The organism is Pseudomonas sp. LBUM1658 (assembly GCF_059716055.1).
In genome coordinates this window covers 3,935,542-3,951,963 of record NZ_CP166798.1, presented here as the reverse complement: position 1 = coordinate 3,951,963, position 16,422 = coordinate 3,935,542, and the positions used below count along the sequence as shown (strand labels likewise).

General features: G+C 57.0%; 14 protein-coding genes, 3 pseudogenes and 1 riboswitch. Of the genes and pseudogenes, 7 read left to right on the top strand and 10 right to left on the bottom strand.

Translation table 11 applies throughout. The features are described from left to right. The first annotated feature begins 89 nt into the window (after window positions 1-89). Window positions 90-596: a GNAT family N-acetyltransferase gene (locus ACA064_RS17950; RefSeq protein WP_497669331.1), complete on the top strand. Its 507-nt coding sequence runs from the start codon at window positions 90-92 to the stop codon at window positions 594-596. 77 nt (window positions 597-673) lie between these two features. Here the strand turns inward: ACA064_RS17950 and ACA064_RS17945 are convergent, their stop codons facing one another. Genes ACA064_RS17945 through ACA064_RS17935 form a run of 3 tightly spaced genes read right to left on the bottom strand, consistent with a single transcriptional unit; the run spans window position 674 to window position 3,488 of the window. After that, window positions 674-1,465, bottom strand: a complete 792-nt coding sequence (locus ACA064_RS17945) for an ABC transporter ATP-binding protein (protein ID WP_497669330.1) — start codon at window positions 1,463-1,465, stop codon at window positions 674-676. Beyond that, the gene (locus tag ACA064_RS17940; RefSeq protein WP_497669329.1) at window positions 1,462-2,478 is read right to left on the bottom strand and encodes a FecCD family ABC transporter permease; all 1,017 of its coding nucleotides are present in this window, start codon (window positions 2,476-2,478) and stop codon (window positions 1,462-1,464) included. Before ACA064_RS17940 ends, ACA064_RS17945 begins: the two co-directional genes overlap by 4 nt. Further along, the gene (locus ACA064_RS17935) at window positions 2,475-3,488 is read right to left on the bottom strand and encodes an ABC transporter substrate-binding protein (RefSeq protein ID WP_497669328.1); all 1,014 of its coding nucleotides are present in this window, start codon (window positions 3,486-3,488) and stop codon (window positions 2,475-2,477) included. The genes ACA064_RS17940 and ACA064_RS17935 overlap by 4 nt, the downstream gene beginning before the upstream one ends. A gap of 147 nt (window positions 3,489-3,635) precedes the next feature. Next, window positions 3,636-3,830: riboswitch (cobalamin riboswitch) on the bottom strand. Window positions 3,831-4,245: 415 nt separating this feature from the next. Between ACA064_RS17935 and ACA064_RS17930 the strand changes: the two genes are divergently transcribed. Both ACA064_RS17930 and ACA064_RS17925 read left to right on the top strand, forming a co-directional pair. Further along, window positions 4,246-5,136 carry an alpha/beta fold hydrolase gene (locus tag ACA064_RS17930; protein WP_497669327.1) on the top strand — a complete coding sequence of 297 codons (891 nt, stop codon included), beginning with the start codon at window positions 4,246-4,248 and terminating at the stop codon, window positions 5,134-5,136. A gap of 157 nt (window positions 5,137-5,293) precedes the next feature. Next, on the top strand, window positions 5,294-7,225 hold the full coding sequence (locus ACA064_RS17925; RefSeq protein WP_497669326.1) for an alpha amylase C-terminal domain-containing protein: 1,932 nt from the start codon (window positions 5,294-5,296) through the stop codon (window positions 7,223-7,225). 150 nt (window positions 7,226-7,375) lie between these two features. On the opposite strand, the pseudogene ACA064_RS17920 reads toward ACA064_RS17925, so the two are convergent. Continuing rightward, a pseudogene (locus ACA064_RS17920) lies at window positions 7,376-7,632 on the bottom strand (hypothetical protein); the annotation flags it as partial. A 636-nt stretch (window positions 7,633-8,268) separates the two neighbouring features. Here ACA064_RS17920 and ACA064_RS17915 point away from each other — a divergent pair. Then, window positions 8,269-9,279 carry an EamA family transporter gene (locus ACA064_RS17915; RefSeq protein WP_497669325.1) on the top strand — a complete coding sequence of 337 codons (1,011 nt, stop codon included), beginning with the start codon at window positions 8,269-8,271 and terminating at the stop codon, window positions 9,277-9,279. Window positions 9,280-9,385: 106 nt separating this feature from the next. On the opposite strand, the gene ACA064_RS17910 is transcribed toward ACA064_RS17915, so the two are convergent. From ACA064_RS17910 to alr, 3 genes and pseudogenes are all read right to left on the bottom strand, one after another. Further along, the gene (locus ACA064_RS17910) at window positions 9,386-10,498 is read right to left on the bottom strand and encodes a CapA family protein (protein WP_497669324.1); all 1,113 of its coding nucleotides are present in this window, start codon (window positions 10,496-10,498) and stop codon (window positions 9,386-9,388) included. A gap of 162 nt (window positions 10,499-10,660) precedes the next feature. Beyond that, window positions 10,661-10,990 (bottom strand): annotated as a pseudogene (locus tag ACA064_RS17905) (ATP-binding cassette domain-containing protein); the annotation flags it as partial. Window positions 10,991-11,246: 256 nt separating this feature from the next. Next, complete coding sequence (gene alr / locus ACA064_RS17900; protein ID WP_497669323.1) at window positions 11,247-12,485, bottom strand: alanine racemase; 1,239 nt, start codon at window positions 12,483-12,485, stop codon at window positions 11,247-11,249. Window positions 12,486-12,814: 329 nt separating this feature from the next. On the opposite strand from alr, the gene ctlX reads away from it, so the two are divergent. The 3 genes and pseudogenes from ctlX (at window position 12,815) to ACA064_RS17885 (ending at window position 14,265) form a co-directional block, all read left to right on the top strand. Next, window positions 12,815-13,771 carry a citrulline utilization hydrolase CtlX gene (gene ctlX, locus ACA064_RS17895; protein WP_497669322.1) on the top strand — a complete coding sequence of 319 codons (957 nt, stop codon included), beginning with the start codon at window positions 12,815-12,817 and terminating at the stop codon, window positions 13,769-13,771. Further along, a pseudogene (locus tag ACA064_RS17890) lies at window positions 13,740-14,038 on the top strand (aminotransferase class III-fold pyridoxal phosphate-dependent enzyme); the annotation flags it as partial. The gene ctlX and the pseudogene ACA064_RS17890, both read left to right, overlap by 32 nt. Before the next feature lie 116 nt (window positions 14,039-14,154). Beyond that, complete coding sequence (locus tag ACA064_RS17885) at window positions 14,155-14,265, top strand: methyl-accepting chemotaxis protein (protein ID WP_497674272.1); 111 nt, start codon at window positions 14,155-14,157, stop codon at window positions 14,263-14,265. An 18-nt stretch (window positions 14,266-14,283) separates the two neighbouring features. Here ACA064_RS17885 and ACA064_RS17880 read toward each other — a convergent pair whose 3' ends face one another. From ACA064_RS17880 to ACA064_RS17870, 3 genes are read right to left on the bottom strand one after another with little or no spacing between them, the layout of a single operon-like run. Next, a complete protein-coding gene (locus tag ACA064_RS17880) occupies window positions 14,284-14,787 on the bottom strand; it encodes a winged helix-turn-helix transcriptional regulator (protein WP_497669321.1) in 504 nt (167 codons plus the stop codon). Between the two features lie 22 nt (window positions 14,788-14,809). Further along, on the bottom strand, window positions 14,810-15,718 hold the full coding sequence (locus ACA064_RS17875) for an NAD(P)H-binding protein (protein WP_497669320.1): 909 nt from the start codon (window positions 15,716-15,718) through the stop codon (window positions 14,810-14,812). Window positions 15,719-15,743: 25 nt separating this feature from the next. Next, entirely contained in the window at window positions 15,744-16,208 is a 465-nt protein-coding gene (locus ACA064_RS17870) for a MaoC family dehydratase (RefSeq protein ID WP_497669319.1), read from the bottom strand. Between the last annotated feature and the right edge of the window lie 214 nt (window positions 16,209-16,422).

Genomic DNA, 16,422 nt, shown 5'->3' with positions numbered 1-16,422 from the left:
GGTATCTGTAAATGATGAGTTGCATCCGGTTAGGGGGCGTTGCTATGAACAGGGGTATGGGACTTGAAACTTATAAGCGTTCACTATGTATGAGTAATCAACCAAATATCGAAGCGGTGTCTCGGGTTGAAATACCCGACGTTTTAAATTTTGTCATCCAGGCACGCTCCGAGCTCTTCCCCAACCTGGACACTGCCGGCTTGCCCGCCGACCTGGCAAATTTTGACGAGATTTACCTTCGGGGCGAAGGACGGTTTCTGGTAGCCCGTGATAAAGGACGGATCATCGCCTCGATCGGATATCTTGCATATGACTATCGCTTTCCACAAATTGATTATCGTGGGTTCAAGGTAGTAGAGGTCGTGCGGTTGTTCGTCCTGCCCGAGTTCCGTCGCTCGGGTGTGGCTGGCGAGCTTTACAGATCATTGAAGGGGTTGGCGATGGAGGCCCGGGTCGAAGTGATCTATCTGCACACCCATCCGTTCCTGCCCGGTGCAATAGACTTCTGGCGTAAGCAAGATTTTGAGGTGATCAATGTAGAGGCCGAACCGGTTTGGCAAACGACCCATATGGAGTGCCGTCTGCCAGTGGCTTGAGGGGTGAGAACCCCCCTGTAAGCGGGTACTCGACGGCCAGGCGTATCAATACCCATGATCAAGTATCCGTAAACAAATCAAGCAGAACGAAAGCGCAGAATCCGCGCACCGTCGAAAGGGTCGACAAGGTAATGCGCCTGCACGCCGAAGGTGTCCTGCAGGCGTTTGGGCGTCAGCACCTCAAGCGGCTTGCCGAGGGCGACTAATCGCCCCCGTTCCAGTACCGCTAAACGATCACAGGTCAGCGCCTGGTTGAGGTCGTGCAGAGCTATCAGCGTCGTCACAGGCAGGGCCTGCACAACCTGTAGAATTGCCAGCTGATGCTGGATATCCAAGTGATTGGTCGGCTCGTCCAGCAACAGGATTTTAGGGCGCTGGGCCAAGGCACGAGCGATGTGCACGCGTTGACGTTCGCCACCGGAGAGACTGCGCCAGGAGCGGCTGCAAAGGTGAACCGCATCGACGTCACACAAGGCCTGCTGGACGATGTCATGGTCCTTGCTCGACCAAGGGCTTAACGCTGACAACCAAGGTGTTCGACCCAAGGCGACGGCATCGAACACACTGATCCCATCATCGGTGTCGGCCTGTTGTTCGACCACCGCCAGCGTCTGCGCGATAGTTCGGCGAGGCAGTTCCTTGAGGCGCTGTCCGTCCAGGCGAGCTTCGCCTCGGGTGGGTACCCGCAACCCGGCCAGCAGTTTGAGCAGCGTCGATTTTCCCGAACCATTCGGCCCAACGATGCCGAGGGTCTCGCCGCGACGAATGTCCAGGTTGATGTCATGCAGCAGTTCAACGTCGCGGACATGGAAACCAAGGCCGGAACAACTCAGCACGGATTCACCGATAACAGGCGTGGCAGCATTCATCGGGCATTCCTCCGGCCGATCAGGATCAAAGCGAACACCGGAGCACCGACCAATGCAGTGATGACGCCGACAGGGATCACCTGTCCTTTGATCAGAGTCCGGGAAAGGACGTCAGCGGCGATCAGGAACAGTGCCCCGCCCAGCGCACTGGCCGGCAGCAGACGCGCATGCCGGGTACCCAGCAACAGGCGCACGGCATGGGGAATGACCAGCCCGACGAAACCGATGGAGCCGACAATCGACACCATCACCGCGGTCACCAGTGCGGCGCAACTGATCAGCAGAAATTGCACCCGGCGCACCGCAATGCCGAGCGAGGCGGCCGAGTCGGCGCCAAAGGCGAAGGCATCCAGCGCCCGGCGGTGCCACAGGCAAACCGCGAGACCGGTCAATGCCACGGGCACCGCCAGCCACACCGATGGCCAGCGCACGCCACTGAGATTGCCCAGCAACCAGAACATGATGCCGCGGGCCTGTTCGGAACTGGCCGACTTAGTGATCAGAAACGCAGTGAGCGCATTGAACAATTGCGAACCGGCAATCCCGGCCAGGATGATCTGCCCGGTGCCGCCGGGTGAGCCGCTGGCACGGGCCAGCAAAACAACCACGGCGAAGGCGGCAACGGCCCCGGCAAACGCGCCGACCGACAGCGAAATAAGCCCCGCCCCCAGGCCCAGCAACGCCACCAGCACCGCGCCCGTCGAGGCGCCGGCGGAGATGCCGAGCAGGTAAGGATCGGCCAGCGGGTTACGCAACAGCGATTGCAGGATCACCCCGCAGGTCGCCAGACCCGCACCGCAGGCCGCGGCCACCAGAGCGCGGGTCAGGCGGTAATTCCAGACGATGCCTTCGTCGATCGGGTCGAGGACATAACCGGCAGCCCACAGTTTGTTGGCCAGCACCTGGAACACCACGCCCGGCTCGATCGGCGTCTCACCGATGGCCACACCGGCAATCACGGCAAGAAACAGTGTCACCAATGCCAGCAGAGTACGAATCAGCGTCACGGTCATTTCGGCAGGTCGTAGCCGTTGATGGCCGTTGCCAGTGTTTCAAGACCGTCGAACATTCTCACGCTGGCCTGCATGGCCATTGCGTCGAGGATGATGATGCGATTGTTTTTCACCGCGTCCATGTTGCGGGTCACCGGGTCGCTGCGCAGGAATTCCAGTTTCTTTTGATGGTCGTCAGCGGGGAAGCGACGGCGATCCATACGCGCGATGACCAGGAAAGTCGGGTTGGCCTTAGCGATGGTTTCCCAGCCGACGGTTGGCCATTCCTCGTCGGACTCCACCACGTTACGCACACCCAAAGTGTTGAGCATGAAGTCGGGAATGCCCTTGTGCCCGGCGACATAGGGGTCGATATCCAGACTGGCACTGGAGAACCAGAACAGCGCGCTGGTGTGCTGCAGATCCTTGTTCTGCACGGTGGCAATGGACGTTGCCAGGCTGGCCTTGAGTGTGGCGTTCAGCTGCTGGCCACGTTCCTGCACATCGAAGATTTCAGCCAGTTGGCTGATGCTTTTGTAGAGGCTGTCAATGCGAAACGCCTCCAGACGTGTGCCGTCGGCACCGACCAGGTTGTCCTTGGCTTCACAGTCGGAGGGCATCAGGTAGGTCGGGATCTGCAGCTCGTGGAACTGCTCGCGGGTACCGACCACGCCTTGCGGGCCGACCATCCATTCCAGTTCCACCGCCACCAGTTCCGGACGCTTGCCGATCACCGCCTCGAAACTCGGCTCGTTATTGGCCAGGCGCTCGATCTTGTCGTTCCCTGCCTTGTACTTGGCCAGTACATCGTTGAACCACAGCGAAGTGCCGACCACCCTGTCGTCGAGGCCCATGGCGTAGAGCATTTCGGTGCCGGCCTGGCCGATCGTCACGGCGCGGCCAGGTGCCTGCTCAAAGGTCAGCGTGCTGCCGCAGTTCTCGACAGTCAGGGGGTAATGGGTAGGGGCCGCATGGGCGAGGGCGCAAAAACTCAAGCCCGTGATGAGGGTGGCAAAGCGGGGCAGCAGCATGACGCAATCTCCATTTGAATCGTACACGGAGCAGAGGTGTACGGTCTGGAAACACATCATCGAACGCTGCCAAAAAAGAGCAGTGCAAGGCCGATCACTCAAGTGACCCACGCGGCAAGGATGTCCTTCCCGGACACCCCGCCGGTTAGTGATTTTGCTTGGCCGGCAGGTCTCCTGACTGATGCGTCATCGCCTGGCTCCAGCCTTCCCGGGAGTGATCCCAGTGGCAGTTCAGGAGCAGGCTCAGCACCTACAGTTGCGGGGGCAGTTCCGTTTGATGCTGAGTCAGCACCACGGATTCCCTATTAATCCCATGTGGAAACCGGCGGCGGCATGGTAGTCGATCATGCCGCTCAGCGCGATCCTATGTCTCGAAAGCTGCAAGTCCGGCGAGGTCTCTGCATCGGGATCGAAGATCCGGGACCTGAGCCAGTTCAGCGCTTACGATCAGACGGAACAACTTGTCCGCGCTCTTGCAGACGGGAAAATCCCTGCTTAACTCTGATTCTATGGTCAGTTAGTGACTCTATGGTCACGATAGCCATCCAGGCACCCTCGCATTGTCGTTGCTTGTACTTGCTGCCAGGTTAAACCGGCGCAGGGGTCTGTGTTGACGCATGAAAATCGCCTTAAGTTATTAATGTGTTTGCCTGGCACTTCACTGTCAGGTCCACGTGTCCTGCTTTCTGCGATATGGCCTTGTGGGCAGTTGCTCACGCTGTGCGTTTAGTCCAATTTGTTCCAGGAAGATAATGACATGATGCCCGAAACTGCCATCGTCGAGGTTTGCAAGAAATACAAGGTTTATACCGAGCACTATCTCAACGCCGCCGCTGACAAGACCATCATTCTGGTCAACGGCTCGCTGACAACCACCGCATCCTTTGCCCAAACGGTGCGTTATCTGCAGCCGCGATTCAATGTGGTTCTCTACGACCAGCCCTACGCCGGTCAGTCGAGACTACATAACCTCCAGGACCAACCGATCCATAAGGAAGACGAGGCACAGATACTGCTGGAACTGATCGAACACTTTTGTGTGCACCATGTGCTGTCCTTTTCCTGGGGCGGGGCGGCTACCTTGCTGGCGCTGGCTCAGCGGCCGCGACGAATCGAGAAGGCGGTGATCAATTCATTCGCGGCGCGGATCAGTACACCGATGCGCGATTATCTGGAGAGCGGCCTGAACTTTCTCCATGCCTCTGATCGCGCCAATGTCGGGCGCTTGATCAACAGCACTATTGGCAAGCACCTGCCATCGCTGTTCAAACGCTTTAATCACCGCCATGTCAGCAGCCTGGCCGAGCACGAATACAGGCAGATGCATTTCCACGTCAATGAGGTGCTGACCCACGACATCCACTGCTACATCGCCTGTGCCGATGCCATCGAAATCCCGCTGCTGTTTGTCAACGGCGAATGGGATGAGTACACCTCGGTGGAGGACGCCCGGCTGTTTGCCGATCATGCCCCTCAGTCCCGGTTCCATACCATCAAGAACGCCGGGCACTTCCTCGATATGGAACACCAGGCGGCCTTGCATGACACCCAGCAGGCCTTGCTCGACTTTCTGCAGCCGGCTTCCAGGATCGCGCTGGCGCAGGAGAGCGGGCAACACTGCGCCGCAGGTCAGCTGATACTCCAGTGAGTCTATGGGATCGCACTGATAAGAGGCGGTCAATAGCCCTCGCTCGTGAACGATGGAGACAAGACCATCACGCTGTGCACGATTGGCGGGTACGACTAGCCGATTCCACCATTCGAAGGACCCGCGTCTGCAACGGGGGGTTTGGAGGAGGTAAAGCATGGCACTTTCGCAGAATCATATTTCCCCGACTACCCCGATGGGCGCGAACCTGACCGCGGGCGGAGCGACGTTTCGCGTGTGGGCTCCGCGCGCCCGGGAAGTCCATGTATGTGGCGATTTCAACGGTTGGGTCAGGAACGACTCCACGCAGTTGATGCGCCAGACTGATGGACGTTGGACGGGCTTTGTCACCGGCGCGACTGACGGGAACAAGTACAAGTTCTATATCGTGGGTGAAGGCTCGGAGGGCTTCAAACGCGATCCCTATGCTCGCGAGCTGACAGCGGAATGGCCGAATCCTTCCTGCATAATCCGCTCGGCGCTCAGCTTCCCCTGGCAGGACTGGAACTGGCAAATGCCGGAGTTCAGCGACCTCATCATCTATCAGTTACATGTAGGTACCTGGTACGGCCCTGGGCTGCCGAACCGCGTCGCAACTTTCCTCGACGTGCTTGCCCGGATCGAATACCTGGCCGATTTAGGCATCAACGCTATCGAACCGCTACCGATCGGTGAGTACAGCACGCCGCGCAGCATGGGCTATAACGGATCGGATCTGTTCTCGCCGGAAATGGACTACTTTGTCAGCGCAGCAGAACTGGATCCGTACCTGGCACTCGCAAATCGCCTGCTTGTTCAGAAGGGGAAGTCTCCCCTGACGCGAGGGATACTTGAGGTCGGTATCAATCAGCTGAAAGTACTGATCGATATCTGTCATCACTACAACATCGCTGTGATTTTTGACCTGGTTTACAACCACGCGTCCGGGGATATCCGCGGCCAGGCTGAGTCCATTTACTTCTTCGATCGCGCCGCCGGCATGAACCCGAACGACAGCCTTTACTTCTCTGACCGCGACCACACGGGGCCGGTATTCGCGATGTGGAGCAGTGATGTCAGACAGTTCCTGATCGATAATGCGGCATTCTTTGCCGATGAATACCATGTCGACGGCTTTCGCTACGATCAGGTGACGGTGATCGACCAGGAAAATATCGGCAGCGGATGGCTGTTCTGCCAGCATCTCAACCAGACAATCCGCAGCCGCGATCCTGCGGTAATCAACATCGCAGAGTATTGGGGGCCGGATCCCGCTGTTGTACGGCCTATGGAACACGCTGGCGCTGACTTCGATGCAAGCTGGCATAACGGCCTGCGACTCGCGATTCGTGACCTTATCAAGCAAGCAGCGGCGGGAAGGAACGCACCGCTGGACTGGCAGGGGGTAGTTGATCAAATTCGTGCGCCGGGCTTTCGTGATGCGTGGCGAGCGGTACAGTGCGTGGAAAACCACGATGAGGTCTATCGTGACAGGTCCGAGCGAATCCCATTGCTCGCTGCGGGCGGTGGGAATACGCGAACCTGGCATGCCACGAGCCGTTCCCGCGTCGCGACCGGATTGCTTCTGACCATGCCGGGTATCCCGATGATCTTCATGGGCCAGGAGTTTTATGAGGACAAAAAATGGGCTGATGATCCCGTCAATCATCCGGACACCCTTATATTCTGGGGTGGCCTGGATTCAGACCGGACCATGCGCGATTTCCATCGCTTCACCAGGGAGCTCATAGGGTTGAGGCGAAAGCAGCCTGCTCTTCGCGGTGAGCAGACTAACGTCCTGATGATGGACAATTTCCAACGCGTCCTGGTGTTTCATCGGTGGCTGGAACGAGTTGGCAGAGACGTAGTAGTCATCGCAAGCCTGAATGAGCAGACGATGAACAATTTTCGCGTACCTATGCCTGGCGCGGGCCCCTGGTTGGAAATCTTCAACAGCGATGCATACGAGAGCTGGATCAACCCTGCCATCGCGGGCAATGGAGGCATGGTTTCAGCGACAGAAGAACCGATGAACGACATGTCCTGCTCCGCAACTATTACCATTCCGGCCAATGGGATATTGGTATTTTCTCGTGATTATGGTGACTAGTTTCTTTGGTTCTGGTGGCCGTGCGTTGCTGGTTTCACTGCCGGGGACTTCCCGTTCACGCACGCCTTCATCACGCAGACCAGTGCCGTCGACGATGCAAAAGGCGACGATATCTTGAATAGAATTCAGCGCGCGCGTGAGGCAATGGCCTCACAGGCTGATGGGCAGATTATGTCGAGAACAGCACACTAGCGCGGTATAGAACGCCGTAGTGAGACAGCCATAGGAACCAGTTTCGGATCAGTCGCCGCCAAACCGCCAGCCACTCCGCTGGTTGTACCCATCAATCCACCGAAAATCACCCCGCTACGTGGATTACTGAGGCCGATAATCGGTGTCATGAACGGCGTCATCACCATCACCAGAATCGCCTTGATCAAGCCTGCGGCAATGGAGAAGGCCATGACCTAATATCCCGTTGCGTCATGTCCTGTTTGAGGGAAGGGCGAGGTCGGTCGTTATTCTCACCATAGATAACGTTTAAATGTTGCTTATGGATTCGCTGAATAATGGCGTTGAACTTCGCAGGAGGCGTACTGCAATTAGTAAGTGATGGGGAGTAATTGGTTGGGTTGTAGGAATAGGCTTACAGATCCTTAGGATGAGTATTGCCATTTCTTGGGGTAGGTGTTTGAAACTTCCGTAAGTAGCTTCTGGTTTTTTTTTGAATTCTTGACGAATTATCTCAGTTCGAACTAGGTTTGTAGCGTCACCGCTCTTGGTAACAGAATGTCTCATCGCGCTTCTAGGTTCCGAACGTTAAGTCTCAGTGAACTTGCTAGTGTCCTGAGCGGTTAGTTTGATATCTAAAGGCAGCCAGGAGCAGCCAGAACAGGAATAGGCGTCTATAAAGTTGTAATTAATAAACTAATTAGCCAATGAGGCCATTAAATGGATATTTTTGAGCTTTCTGGGGGGGGCCGGTTCGGGATGGTCGTCACCAAGGCGTGATGCGACGGTTAAATGATTCCGGGTATTCTTTAGTCGTGGGGCTTGGTGGGCAGAGCAAAGCGATTTCGCTTAGGGCTGAGGTGATGTGCTGAATGGCTAATACTCCGTTTAACCGTCCAATATTGATCGGGTTTCTGTTGGCCGTCATTTCAGCCGTTTGCTTTGGCAGCGCGGGGCCTGTGACCAAGGCCTTAGCCATGGCAGGACTCTCTGCATTGCAGATCACGCAGGCGCGCATGACCCTTGCCGCGCTTATCATGTTGCTGGTGGCTTTGTCTAGAAATCCCAGGCACTTGCTAGTGAAAATGTCGGAGTGGCCACTGATTGTTGGCTTTGGCGTGCTTGCCTTCTGCATGAATCAAAGTTTGTACACGGTCGCTGTATCGAGGCTACCTGTGGGCGTCGCTCTGCTGCTCGAGTATTTAGCACCGGTAATGATTGTGCTTTGGATAAGGCTGGTGCGCAGGGCACCGCTTCCTCCCGCGATTTGGTTAGGGTGCGTCGCGGTACTCGTGGGTTTGGCTTTAGTGGGTGAGGTGTGGGCAGCGTTCAGCTTCGATGTGCTTGGAGTCATCGCAGGTGTGGGAACGGCAGTCGCGCTGGCCGCACGCTTTTTGCTCACTGAACGGGGTCTTCTCACTCGTGATCCAATAGCCTTGTCTGCGTTGGGAGCAACGATCGGCGCAATTGCGCTTAGCGTCCTTGCACCACCAAGCGAATTCCCCTGGCGTAATGCAATGGTCGAAACTGCTCAACTTGGAAGTACAGAGATACCGTTGTGGGTATTGATCGCCTGGCTATCCGTAGTGTCTACCGTTGTCGCCTATTTTACAGGGGTCTCCGCCCAGCGCTCCTTGCCTTCGTCAACGATGAGCCAATTGGCGACGCTCGAAGTTCTCTTTGCTGCCGCTTTCGCATCTTTGCTACTCGGCGAGCGTCTGACAGCCATTCAAGTAACGGGAGGGCTGATTATGCTGGCAGGTATCATCACAGCGCAGGTTATGATCGCTAGATATAAATTACGACGCAGCCTCACTGACTCCATATCCGTAACGGATACGTCAAAAGCCTCGACAAGTGAGTTCATTACCACCAGACATTAAGAAGCAATTTGCCCACGATTCAGGCTGCTCCATATTCGTTCTCCATCATTTACTAAGTATAGGGTGGGGTTTGTGGCGCGGTTTCTTTAGTCGAGTCCAGACGCTCCTACCAACACAACTCGAAGGCACTTTTCGCGCCCGGCCGGATGCTGCTGCCCAAGCGTGCGCACTCGCGAGAAAGGGTGTCGTGCAGCCATTGACGATCATCCGCTTCGGCGCGACAGAGGCGAAAGCGACGCAGGCGGGTGGGTATCAGGTCCAGCGACTGCAGGTGCCCGCTTGGGGTCAACGAGGCAAAGTATAAAAGCCCCAGGTCGCCGCGAAAGGCTGCGTGGCCCTCGATGCCTTCGTAATCGTTCAGCAGATCGCCGCAGCCATAGAGAATCAGGCGTTCGCGGTACACCTCGATGCCCTTGACGTGGTGCGAGGAATGCCCGTGCACCAGGTCAACTCCGGCCTCGTCGATCAAGGCATGGGCGAACCGGACCTGCTCTTGCGGGATATCGAACCCCCAGTTGCCGCCCCAGTGAATGGAAGCGACCACCAGATCCCCAGGATTTTTGCCCTCCAGAATCCGTTTGGCCACAGGGCGCAGGGTTTGCATCGACAGATTCTCCAGCCGCGCGACGCCCGCGCGGCTATCCGTGGCGGCCCAGTCCGGCGCGATGCCGCTGTCGGGTGCGCCGAGGCCAAACACCAGCAAGCGCCGTCCGCCAGGCTGCGGCAGCACCGCGGGCGCTTCGGCGGATTGCCGGTTGTGCCCGGCGCCGGCGCTGCACATACCATTGCTCGATAGGGTATCCAGCGTATCGGCCAGGCCGGCTGCCCCCCAGTCCAGCACATGGTTGTTGGCCAGCACGCAACAGTCGATGCCGGCTGCGCTGATGACCGGGAAGTTCTCCGGGTTCATGCGGTAATTGATGCCCTTTGGCTCCGGTCGTCCGCGGCGGGACACCGCGGTTTCCAGATTGATGATGCGTGCGTGGGGCTGGCGAAGTTCGAACTCATCCAGCGCAGCGCCCCAGACATAGGTGAAATCGACTGGGCGGGGAATCGAGCCATTGAGTCTTTCAGCCAGCCGGACGTAATCGCCGGCATCCTTGACGTAAGCTTCGTAAAGCCGCGGATCGCCAGGATGCGGCAGTACTGAGTCGATGCCACGGGCGGTCATGACGTCGCCGGCGAGAAACAGCTTCAGCGTATCGGTAACAACTGCCATGGCACCCTCCCGAATAACCTGAACCGGGGACAGCCCGCTTAGCTCACCCCATTTATCGTCACCCCGTCAACAGCGGCTCATCTGCTACCCCAAAAAGACGGCGAGGGTAATGGACGACGATACCGGCAGCAAATGAGCACACCCCCTGGCGACTCCAAGTGATCAATGTTGCAGGATCTTGGAGAGGAAGTCCTTGGCGCGGGGGGAGCGTGCTTCGGGGGTGCCGAAGAACTCTTCCTTTTTACAATCTTCAATGATTTTCCCCTGGTCCATGAAAATCACCCGATCACTGACCTTCCTGGCAAAGCCCATTTCGTGGGTGACGCACATCATGGTCATGCCCTCGTTTGCCAGCTTTATCATGACGTCCAGAACCTCTCCGACCATCTCCGGGTCCAGGGCCGAGGTGGGTTCGTCAAACAGCATCACGATCGGGTCCATTGATAACGCACGAGCAATCGCCACACGCTGCTGCTGGCCACCGGAGAGTTCTTTTTTGTATAGCGGTAGTGCCGTCGCTCAGCACCTGAAAATTGCCGTACCACTTGGAAACATTTTCTATGTTGATCACGGTGGTTGTCCTGATGTGGCGCTTGAACCCTTTCAGAAAGGCGAGATTGTCGTCGACGGCATCAGCCTCTAGGAGCGAGCTTGCTCGCGATGGACGTTAACGATACCGCGTGTTCTCTGAATAAACGCGCCGCCTTTGAGTCCATCGCGAGCAAGCTCGCTCCTACAGTATTAGTCCTTATTTGGACTTCAACACCTTCGGATTCGAGTTGCCCCAGATTGTGTAGAGGTCCGCCAACAACGCGCCGTTAATGGTCTCAAGCTCAGTCTGGGTAATCTCTTCATCGCCCTGTTTGCCATACAGAACCACTTCATCTCCCGCCTGCACGCCCTTGATACCACTGACGTCGACCATCAGCGTATTCATGGTGACCTTGCCGATCACCGGTGCGCGTTGACCGCGAATCAGCACCGAGGCCTTGTTGGAGAATGCTCTTCGATAGCCGTCGGAGTAACCGGCCGGGATGTTGGCGATCAACGAGTCTTTGCTCAGGGTAAAGGTGCGGTCGTAGCTGATGGTGCTGCCCGCCGGGTAGGCGCTGACCGCCGCGACTCGTGACTTGAACTGCATCACCCGTTGAAACTCGTTATGCCCGCCTACCGGATAACCGTAGAGCGCAGCCCCCGGGCGAACCATGTCCAGCCAAGCCTCAGGCACCTCAAGGGTGGTGAAGGTATTGGCGCAGTGCAGGGTGATCTTGCTGCGGTCCAGTTTTGCGTGTTCGATCAGCCAGCCGGACTGCTCCTTGAATCTGGCCAGCCCCTGGAGAACATCCTCGCGTTCTTCAACGGGGAAGTGAGTCATGATCCCGACGATATTCAGGTGCTCCAGCCGGGTCAGATCCACCGCCTGTTGTTGCCCCTGGGCCGTGCTCATTTCCAGGCCATTGCGGCTCATGCCTGCCGAATTCAATGCCAGGTGAACGGGCAGTTTCACACCCTTGCGGGTCGCCAGTTCATTGAGCTGGCGGGCAACCTCCAGGTTACCGACCAGTTCTTCGATGTTGTAGCGCAGCGCATTCTCGACTTCATCAACGGTCGTGCTGCGCAAACGCATCAGGCGGCCCTTGAAGCCTTTTGCCCGTGCAACACGCGCCTCCTCGTTGCTCGCCACGCCGATACAGGTGATGCCCATCCTGATGGCGGAAGGGATCAGTAAAGCAATGCCGTTGCCATAAGCGTCGGCTTTCATCACGGCGCAGATCTGGCTTTTGCCCGCCACTCGTTGCTGGATCCTGGTGATGTTCCCTTCGAAGGCGGCCTGATCAATCTCCAGCCAGGTGTTGGCCTGGCCTGATCGATTGTCGGCGCGCGGGTGTTCTGGTGTGGGATCGAGCAGGGGGGCGGCATTGACCACGGGCATCATTGCCGTAAAAGCCAGTGCGAGTGTCAGCGTGCTGAGCATAAAACGTGGCATATCTAGTCTTCCATACTGGATGAGGAAAGGCCCCATGCGCGCGTGGATTTGGCATCAGCCAGGTCCATATGGCATCGAGCGAACAGCCATGGAATTTTTAAGGAAAGTCGTCGTTTGTTTATGTGGAGTGACAGGCCTGGAGCAGCGGATGACGCTGTAAAACGAGGCTAAACAACCGAGAATCGATTTGCACACTGGCAAGAGCGGAATCGGCTGCCGAGGTGAAGCTTTCAGCATTCTGAGTCGAGAGCCAATTGGATAACAGCCGAGTCGGTCGCTTGAGTGGGGGGAGAATAACCGCACTCACTTCCCTGTCTTGAAAGGCTCCCATGCAAACGACTAATACGGTGTTGATGATTCGTCCTTCGCGGTTCTCCTTCAACCTTGATACCGCCGCGAATAATCGGTTTCAGACGTGTTCATTGCCGCAGGATCAGGCACAGGCTCATGCCCTTGTGGAGTTTGATGGCTATGTAGCTGCATTGCGCGAGCAGGGGGTCGAAGTGCTGGTGGCCCAGGACAGTGCGTCCCCGCATACACCAGACTCGATTTTTCCTAACAACTGGTGGAGCAGCCATGCCGATGGCACGCTTGTGCTGTATCCCATGCAGGGACAGAACCGTCGCCTGGAGCGTGAGAAGGGTGTACTGGAAGGGTTGCTGCAGGACTATTCGATTGAACAGGTGCTCGACTTTACCGAACTGGAACAGCAGGAGCTTTTCCTCGAAGGCACCGGCAGTATGGTGCTCGATCGCGTTCAGCGAATCTGTTACGCAGGTTATTCGGCTCGCACTCATGTCGATGCACTGCGCAAGTTTGTCGAGAATCTTGGGTACCGTTTGTGTGCCTTTAGTGCCGTTGACCGTGAAGGGGTGGCGATCTATCACACCAACGTGATGATGAGCGTCGGCACTCGTCTTGCGGTGGTCTGCCTGGAAGCACTCAGTGATCATCGGGAGCGCGCCGAGCTTGAGGCTCAGCTGCGATACAGTGGCAAGGAAATTCTGGCACTGACCTGGGAGCAGCTCGAGTCGTTTGCAGGCAACATGCTCGAAGTTCATAACCGCAAGGGCGAGCCGATCCTGGTGATGTCGCGGACCGCCTGGTTCTCCCTGGATACCGAGCAACGCCAACTTATCGAGCGACATGCCAAGCCATTGCCGGTGAACATCGACACGATCGAACTGATCGGCGGCGGTAGTGCGCGCTGCATGTTGGCCGAAGTGCATCTGCCAAAACAAACCAGGCAGGAGGGCATTCAAGCTCGCACGACGGGTCGCTCATGACCGTTACGGCGAGGAAAAATATGAAATCATCGCCGCATTGAACAGTTCCATGGCAGAACACTATTCACCGTGTGTGTTGGTGGCCAACCTAAATACTCCGACGGCTTCGGCCCGAGAATCGAAGGGATCAGCCATGTACCGTTCAATGATCTGGCTGCACTGCAGAACGCGATCTCGGATAGAACCAGCGCGGTAGTCCTTGAGCCGATACAGGGCGAGGGCGGTGTAGTGCCCGCCGACCGTTCTTACCTGGAAGGTGCCCGCAAGTCTGTTGCAGGCCGGTCCCGATGTACTGCGCTTCGCCCCGAGTTTGATTGTGTCCGAGGCGGATAGGGTCGAAGGGCTGGCCCGGTTCGAGCGCACGCTGGTGCTTCTGACCCGGGCTGCAGATTAACGATGCTGCCCTTGAAGCCGCCCGCGCCGGCGAGGTCGGGCGCAGTTTTGCAGTGGTCGCCGATGAGGTCCAAGAATGCCCGCCAGGCCCGAGGACTTGAGTAAGCGGCTTTTCCTGATCAAGCCATGCTCTGGTCCCGCGAGCGCTGGATTTCGAGGCGCCATTTCAACACATCATCTGCTGCCTCGGCGGCGCGTACGTGATGTTGATCTCGGGTTATTGGCGTTCCGGTATGAGCATCGGTTAGCGTCAACTCGACAGGCTCGCCGCTGGCATCGTCGGCAAGTACAACGCTTATGCCTTCAGGGGAGAAGTTTTTATTGCCCCAATCCATGAGCGTCAACAGGACGGGTCTGAAGCTTCGTCCGCGTTCAGTGAGTACGTAATCATGGCGTGGCGGTTTTTCGCAATATAAGCGACGTTCGAGCAACCCGGCGTCGATAAGGCCATTGAGTCTGCGGGTCAGTGTACTGGCGGAAATTCCCAGGCTTTTTTCGAACTCGTCGAAACGACTCAAGTTGTAAAACGCATCGCGCAATATCAGGATGTTCCACCAGTCACCGACGTGCTCGAGGCTGCGAGCAATGGGGCAGCGCATGTCCTTAAAACTGGTTCTATTCAAGGAAGGATCTCCAGCGGTTTGACTAGGGGTTGAACGCCTCGATATTGCGGCGGATGAATTCGCTCACTTTCATCGGCTGGGCACCTGTGAGTTTATGGAAGTCATCGGTCATTCGGGCATAACGTCCAGCCCGGTGCAGATCGGCCATCGTTGAGAGATGATTAAGCACATGATCGGACAAGCCAGCCTTGCTCATGCTTTCGCGCCAGGCAGGGACGGTGGTATCGACGTATTTGATGGTTCGTCCCAATGCCTGGGTAAACTCATTGGCATAAAACGCCATGTTTTGCGACTCGGGGCCGGTCAAATGGTAAGTCGAGCCGATATGCTGCGCCGGATCCAGCAAAATGGCGCTGACCGCTCTGGCCACATCTTGCGCTGCAATCGGTGAGGTTTCGCCCTCTCCAAATGGCACTCGAATTTCGTTCCGGGCCTTGATGGTGCTTGCAGTAAATTTAAGGAAAAAGCCGTCCATGAACACCGTCGGCCTGACATGAACCACCGGTAACCCAGACCAGTCGAGTACCTGCTCCGCGAGCCAGTGCAGCTTATGTTGCGGGCTGTCGGTGGTCTCGGTAATGCTCATTTGCGAGACGGTCATCTGGGACATATTGATGAATGCTTCGACGCCATGGTGCCTGGCCACCGCGGCCACATTCACGGTGGCTTCCAGGTAGGCGGGAGACACCGACATACCGAAATAAATGGATCCGCAACCCTCGATAATCCGGTGCATATCCTCAAGGTCCAGCAGGTCACCAATGACCACCTCGGCACCCATGCCACGCAACGCCTGAGCACGCTCATCCTCGCGGTGGACCATGGCGCGGACGGTTTTTCCGCCGGCCAGCAACAGTTCGGTCAGGGTTCTGCCGACGGCACCGATGTTGCCCGCGGCGCCAGTGACAAGAATTGGTTTTTCAATGGACATGATATGCACCTTTAATTGAAACCTTTCAGATGGAGCTGCGGCGAAAGATCAGTAATTTTGCGACTGAGCGTTGACGCAACTCACCGTGCTGGTTGAGCGTGTCGGTTTGGAAAGTAACGAGACCGCGATCAGGCCTGGACGTCGAAGGATTGATGGCCAGGACGGAGGTCTCGACCCGCAGCTCGTCTCCAGCTCGAGTAGCGGTGGGCCATTTCACCTCGCTGCCCGCGCCGATAAGACCGGCGTCCAAAGGCAGGCATGAGACAAGCAGACGCATGGTGATGGCCGCCGTGTGCCAGCCGCTTGCGGCGAGCCCGGCAAAAAAGCTGTGCTCGGCCGCCTGGTTATCCAGATGAAAAGGCTGGGGATCGAATTGCAGTGCAAAACTCTTTATTTGCTGTTCATCGACCAGGTACGTGCCGCTGCGGAACGTGTCGCCAACGGATAAGTCGTCAAGGAACAGCTTGTGAGGGGCGGCTGCATCATTCATGGGATCAACTCCGACTGGATGGCTTTTTTATGTATTATTACAGTCATAATATTGTCTTGCTGGTTGCATGATGCAAGTCGCTATTCCTGTAACGCTGAAAAAAGGGACGAATGGTGGAGGGGAGGGGAGGGGGCGCAGAATCGTCAGTGAGCCGTTACTTCAGGCAGTGCCTTTGTGCATAGGCTGCTTTTACAAAGCGCTGGGCGGCGTAGGT

What these genes read in the sequence shown, in the direction of transcription:
- ACA064_RS17950 (WP_497669331.1), top strand. Translation starts at nt 90, where the DNA reads ATGAGTAATCAACCAAATATCGAAGCGGTGTCTCGGGTTGAAATACCC.
- ACA064_RS17945 (WP_497669330.1), bottom strand. Translation starts at nt 1,465, where the DNA reads ATGAATGCTGCCACGCCTGTTATCGGTGAATCCGTGCTGAGTTGTTCC.
- ACA064_RS17940 (WP_497669329.1), bottom strand. Translation starts at nt 2,478, where the DNA reads ATGACCGTGACGCTGATTCGTACTCTGCTGGCATTGGTGACACTGTTT.
- ACA064_RS17935 (WP_497669328.1), bottom strand. Translation starts at nt 3,488, where the DNA reads ATGCTGCTGCCCCGCTTTGCCACCCTCATCACGGGCTTGAGTTTTTGC.
- ACA064_RS17930 (WP_497669327.1), top strand. Translation starts at nt 4,246, where the DNA reads ATGATGCCCGAAACTGCCATCGTCGAGGTTTGCAAGAAATACAAGGTT.
- ACA064_RS17925 (WP_497669326.1), top strand. Translation starts at nt 5,294, where the DNA reads ATGGCACTTTCGCAGAATCATATTTCCCCGACTACCCCGATGGGCGCG.
- ACA064_RS17915 (WP_497669325.1), top strand. Translation starts at nt 8,269, where the DNA reads ATGGCTAATACTCCGTTTAACCGTCCAATATTGATCGGGTTTCTGTTG.
- ACA064_RS17910 (WP_497669324.1), bottom strand. Translation starts at nt 10,498, where the DNA reads ATGGCAGTTGTTACCGATACGCTGAAGCTGTTTCTCGCCGGCGACGTC.
- alr (WP_497669323.1), bottom strand. Translation starts at nt 12,485, where the DNA reads ATGCCACGTTTTATGCTCAGCACGCTGACACTCGCACTGGCTTTTACG.
- ctlX (WP_497669322.1), top strand. Translation starts at nt 12,815, where the DNA reads ATGCAAACGACTAATACGGTGTTGATGATTCGTCCTTCGCGGTTCTCC.
- ACA064_RS17875 (WP_497669320.1), bottom strand. Translation starts at nt 15,718, where the DNA reads ATGTCCATTGAAAAACCAATTCTTGTCACTGGCGCCGCGGGCAACATC.
- ACA064_RS17870 (WP_497669319.1), bottom strand. Translation starts at nt 16,208, where the DNA reads ATGAATGATGCAGCCGCCCCTCACAAGCTGTTCCTTGACGACTTATCC.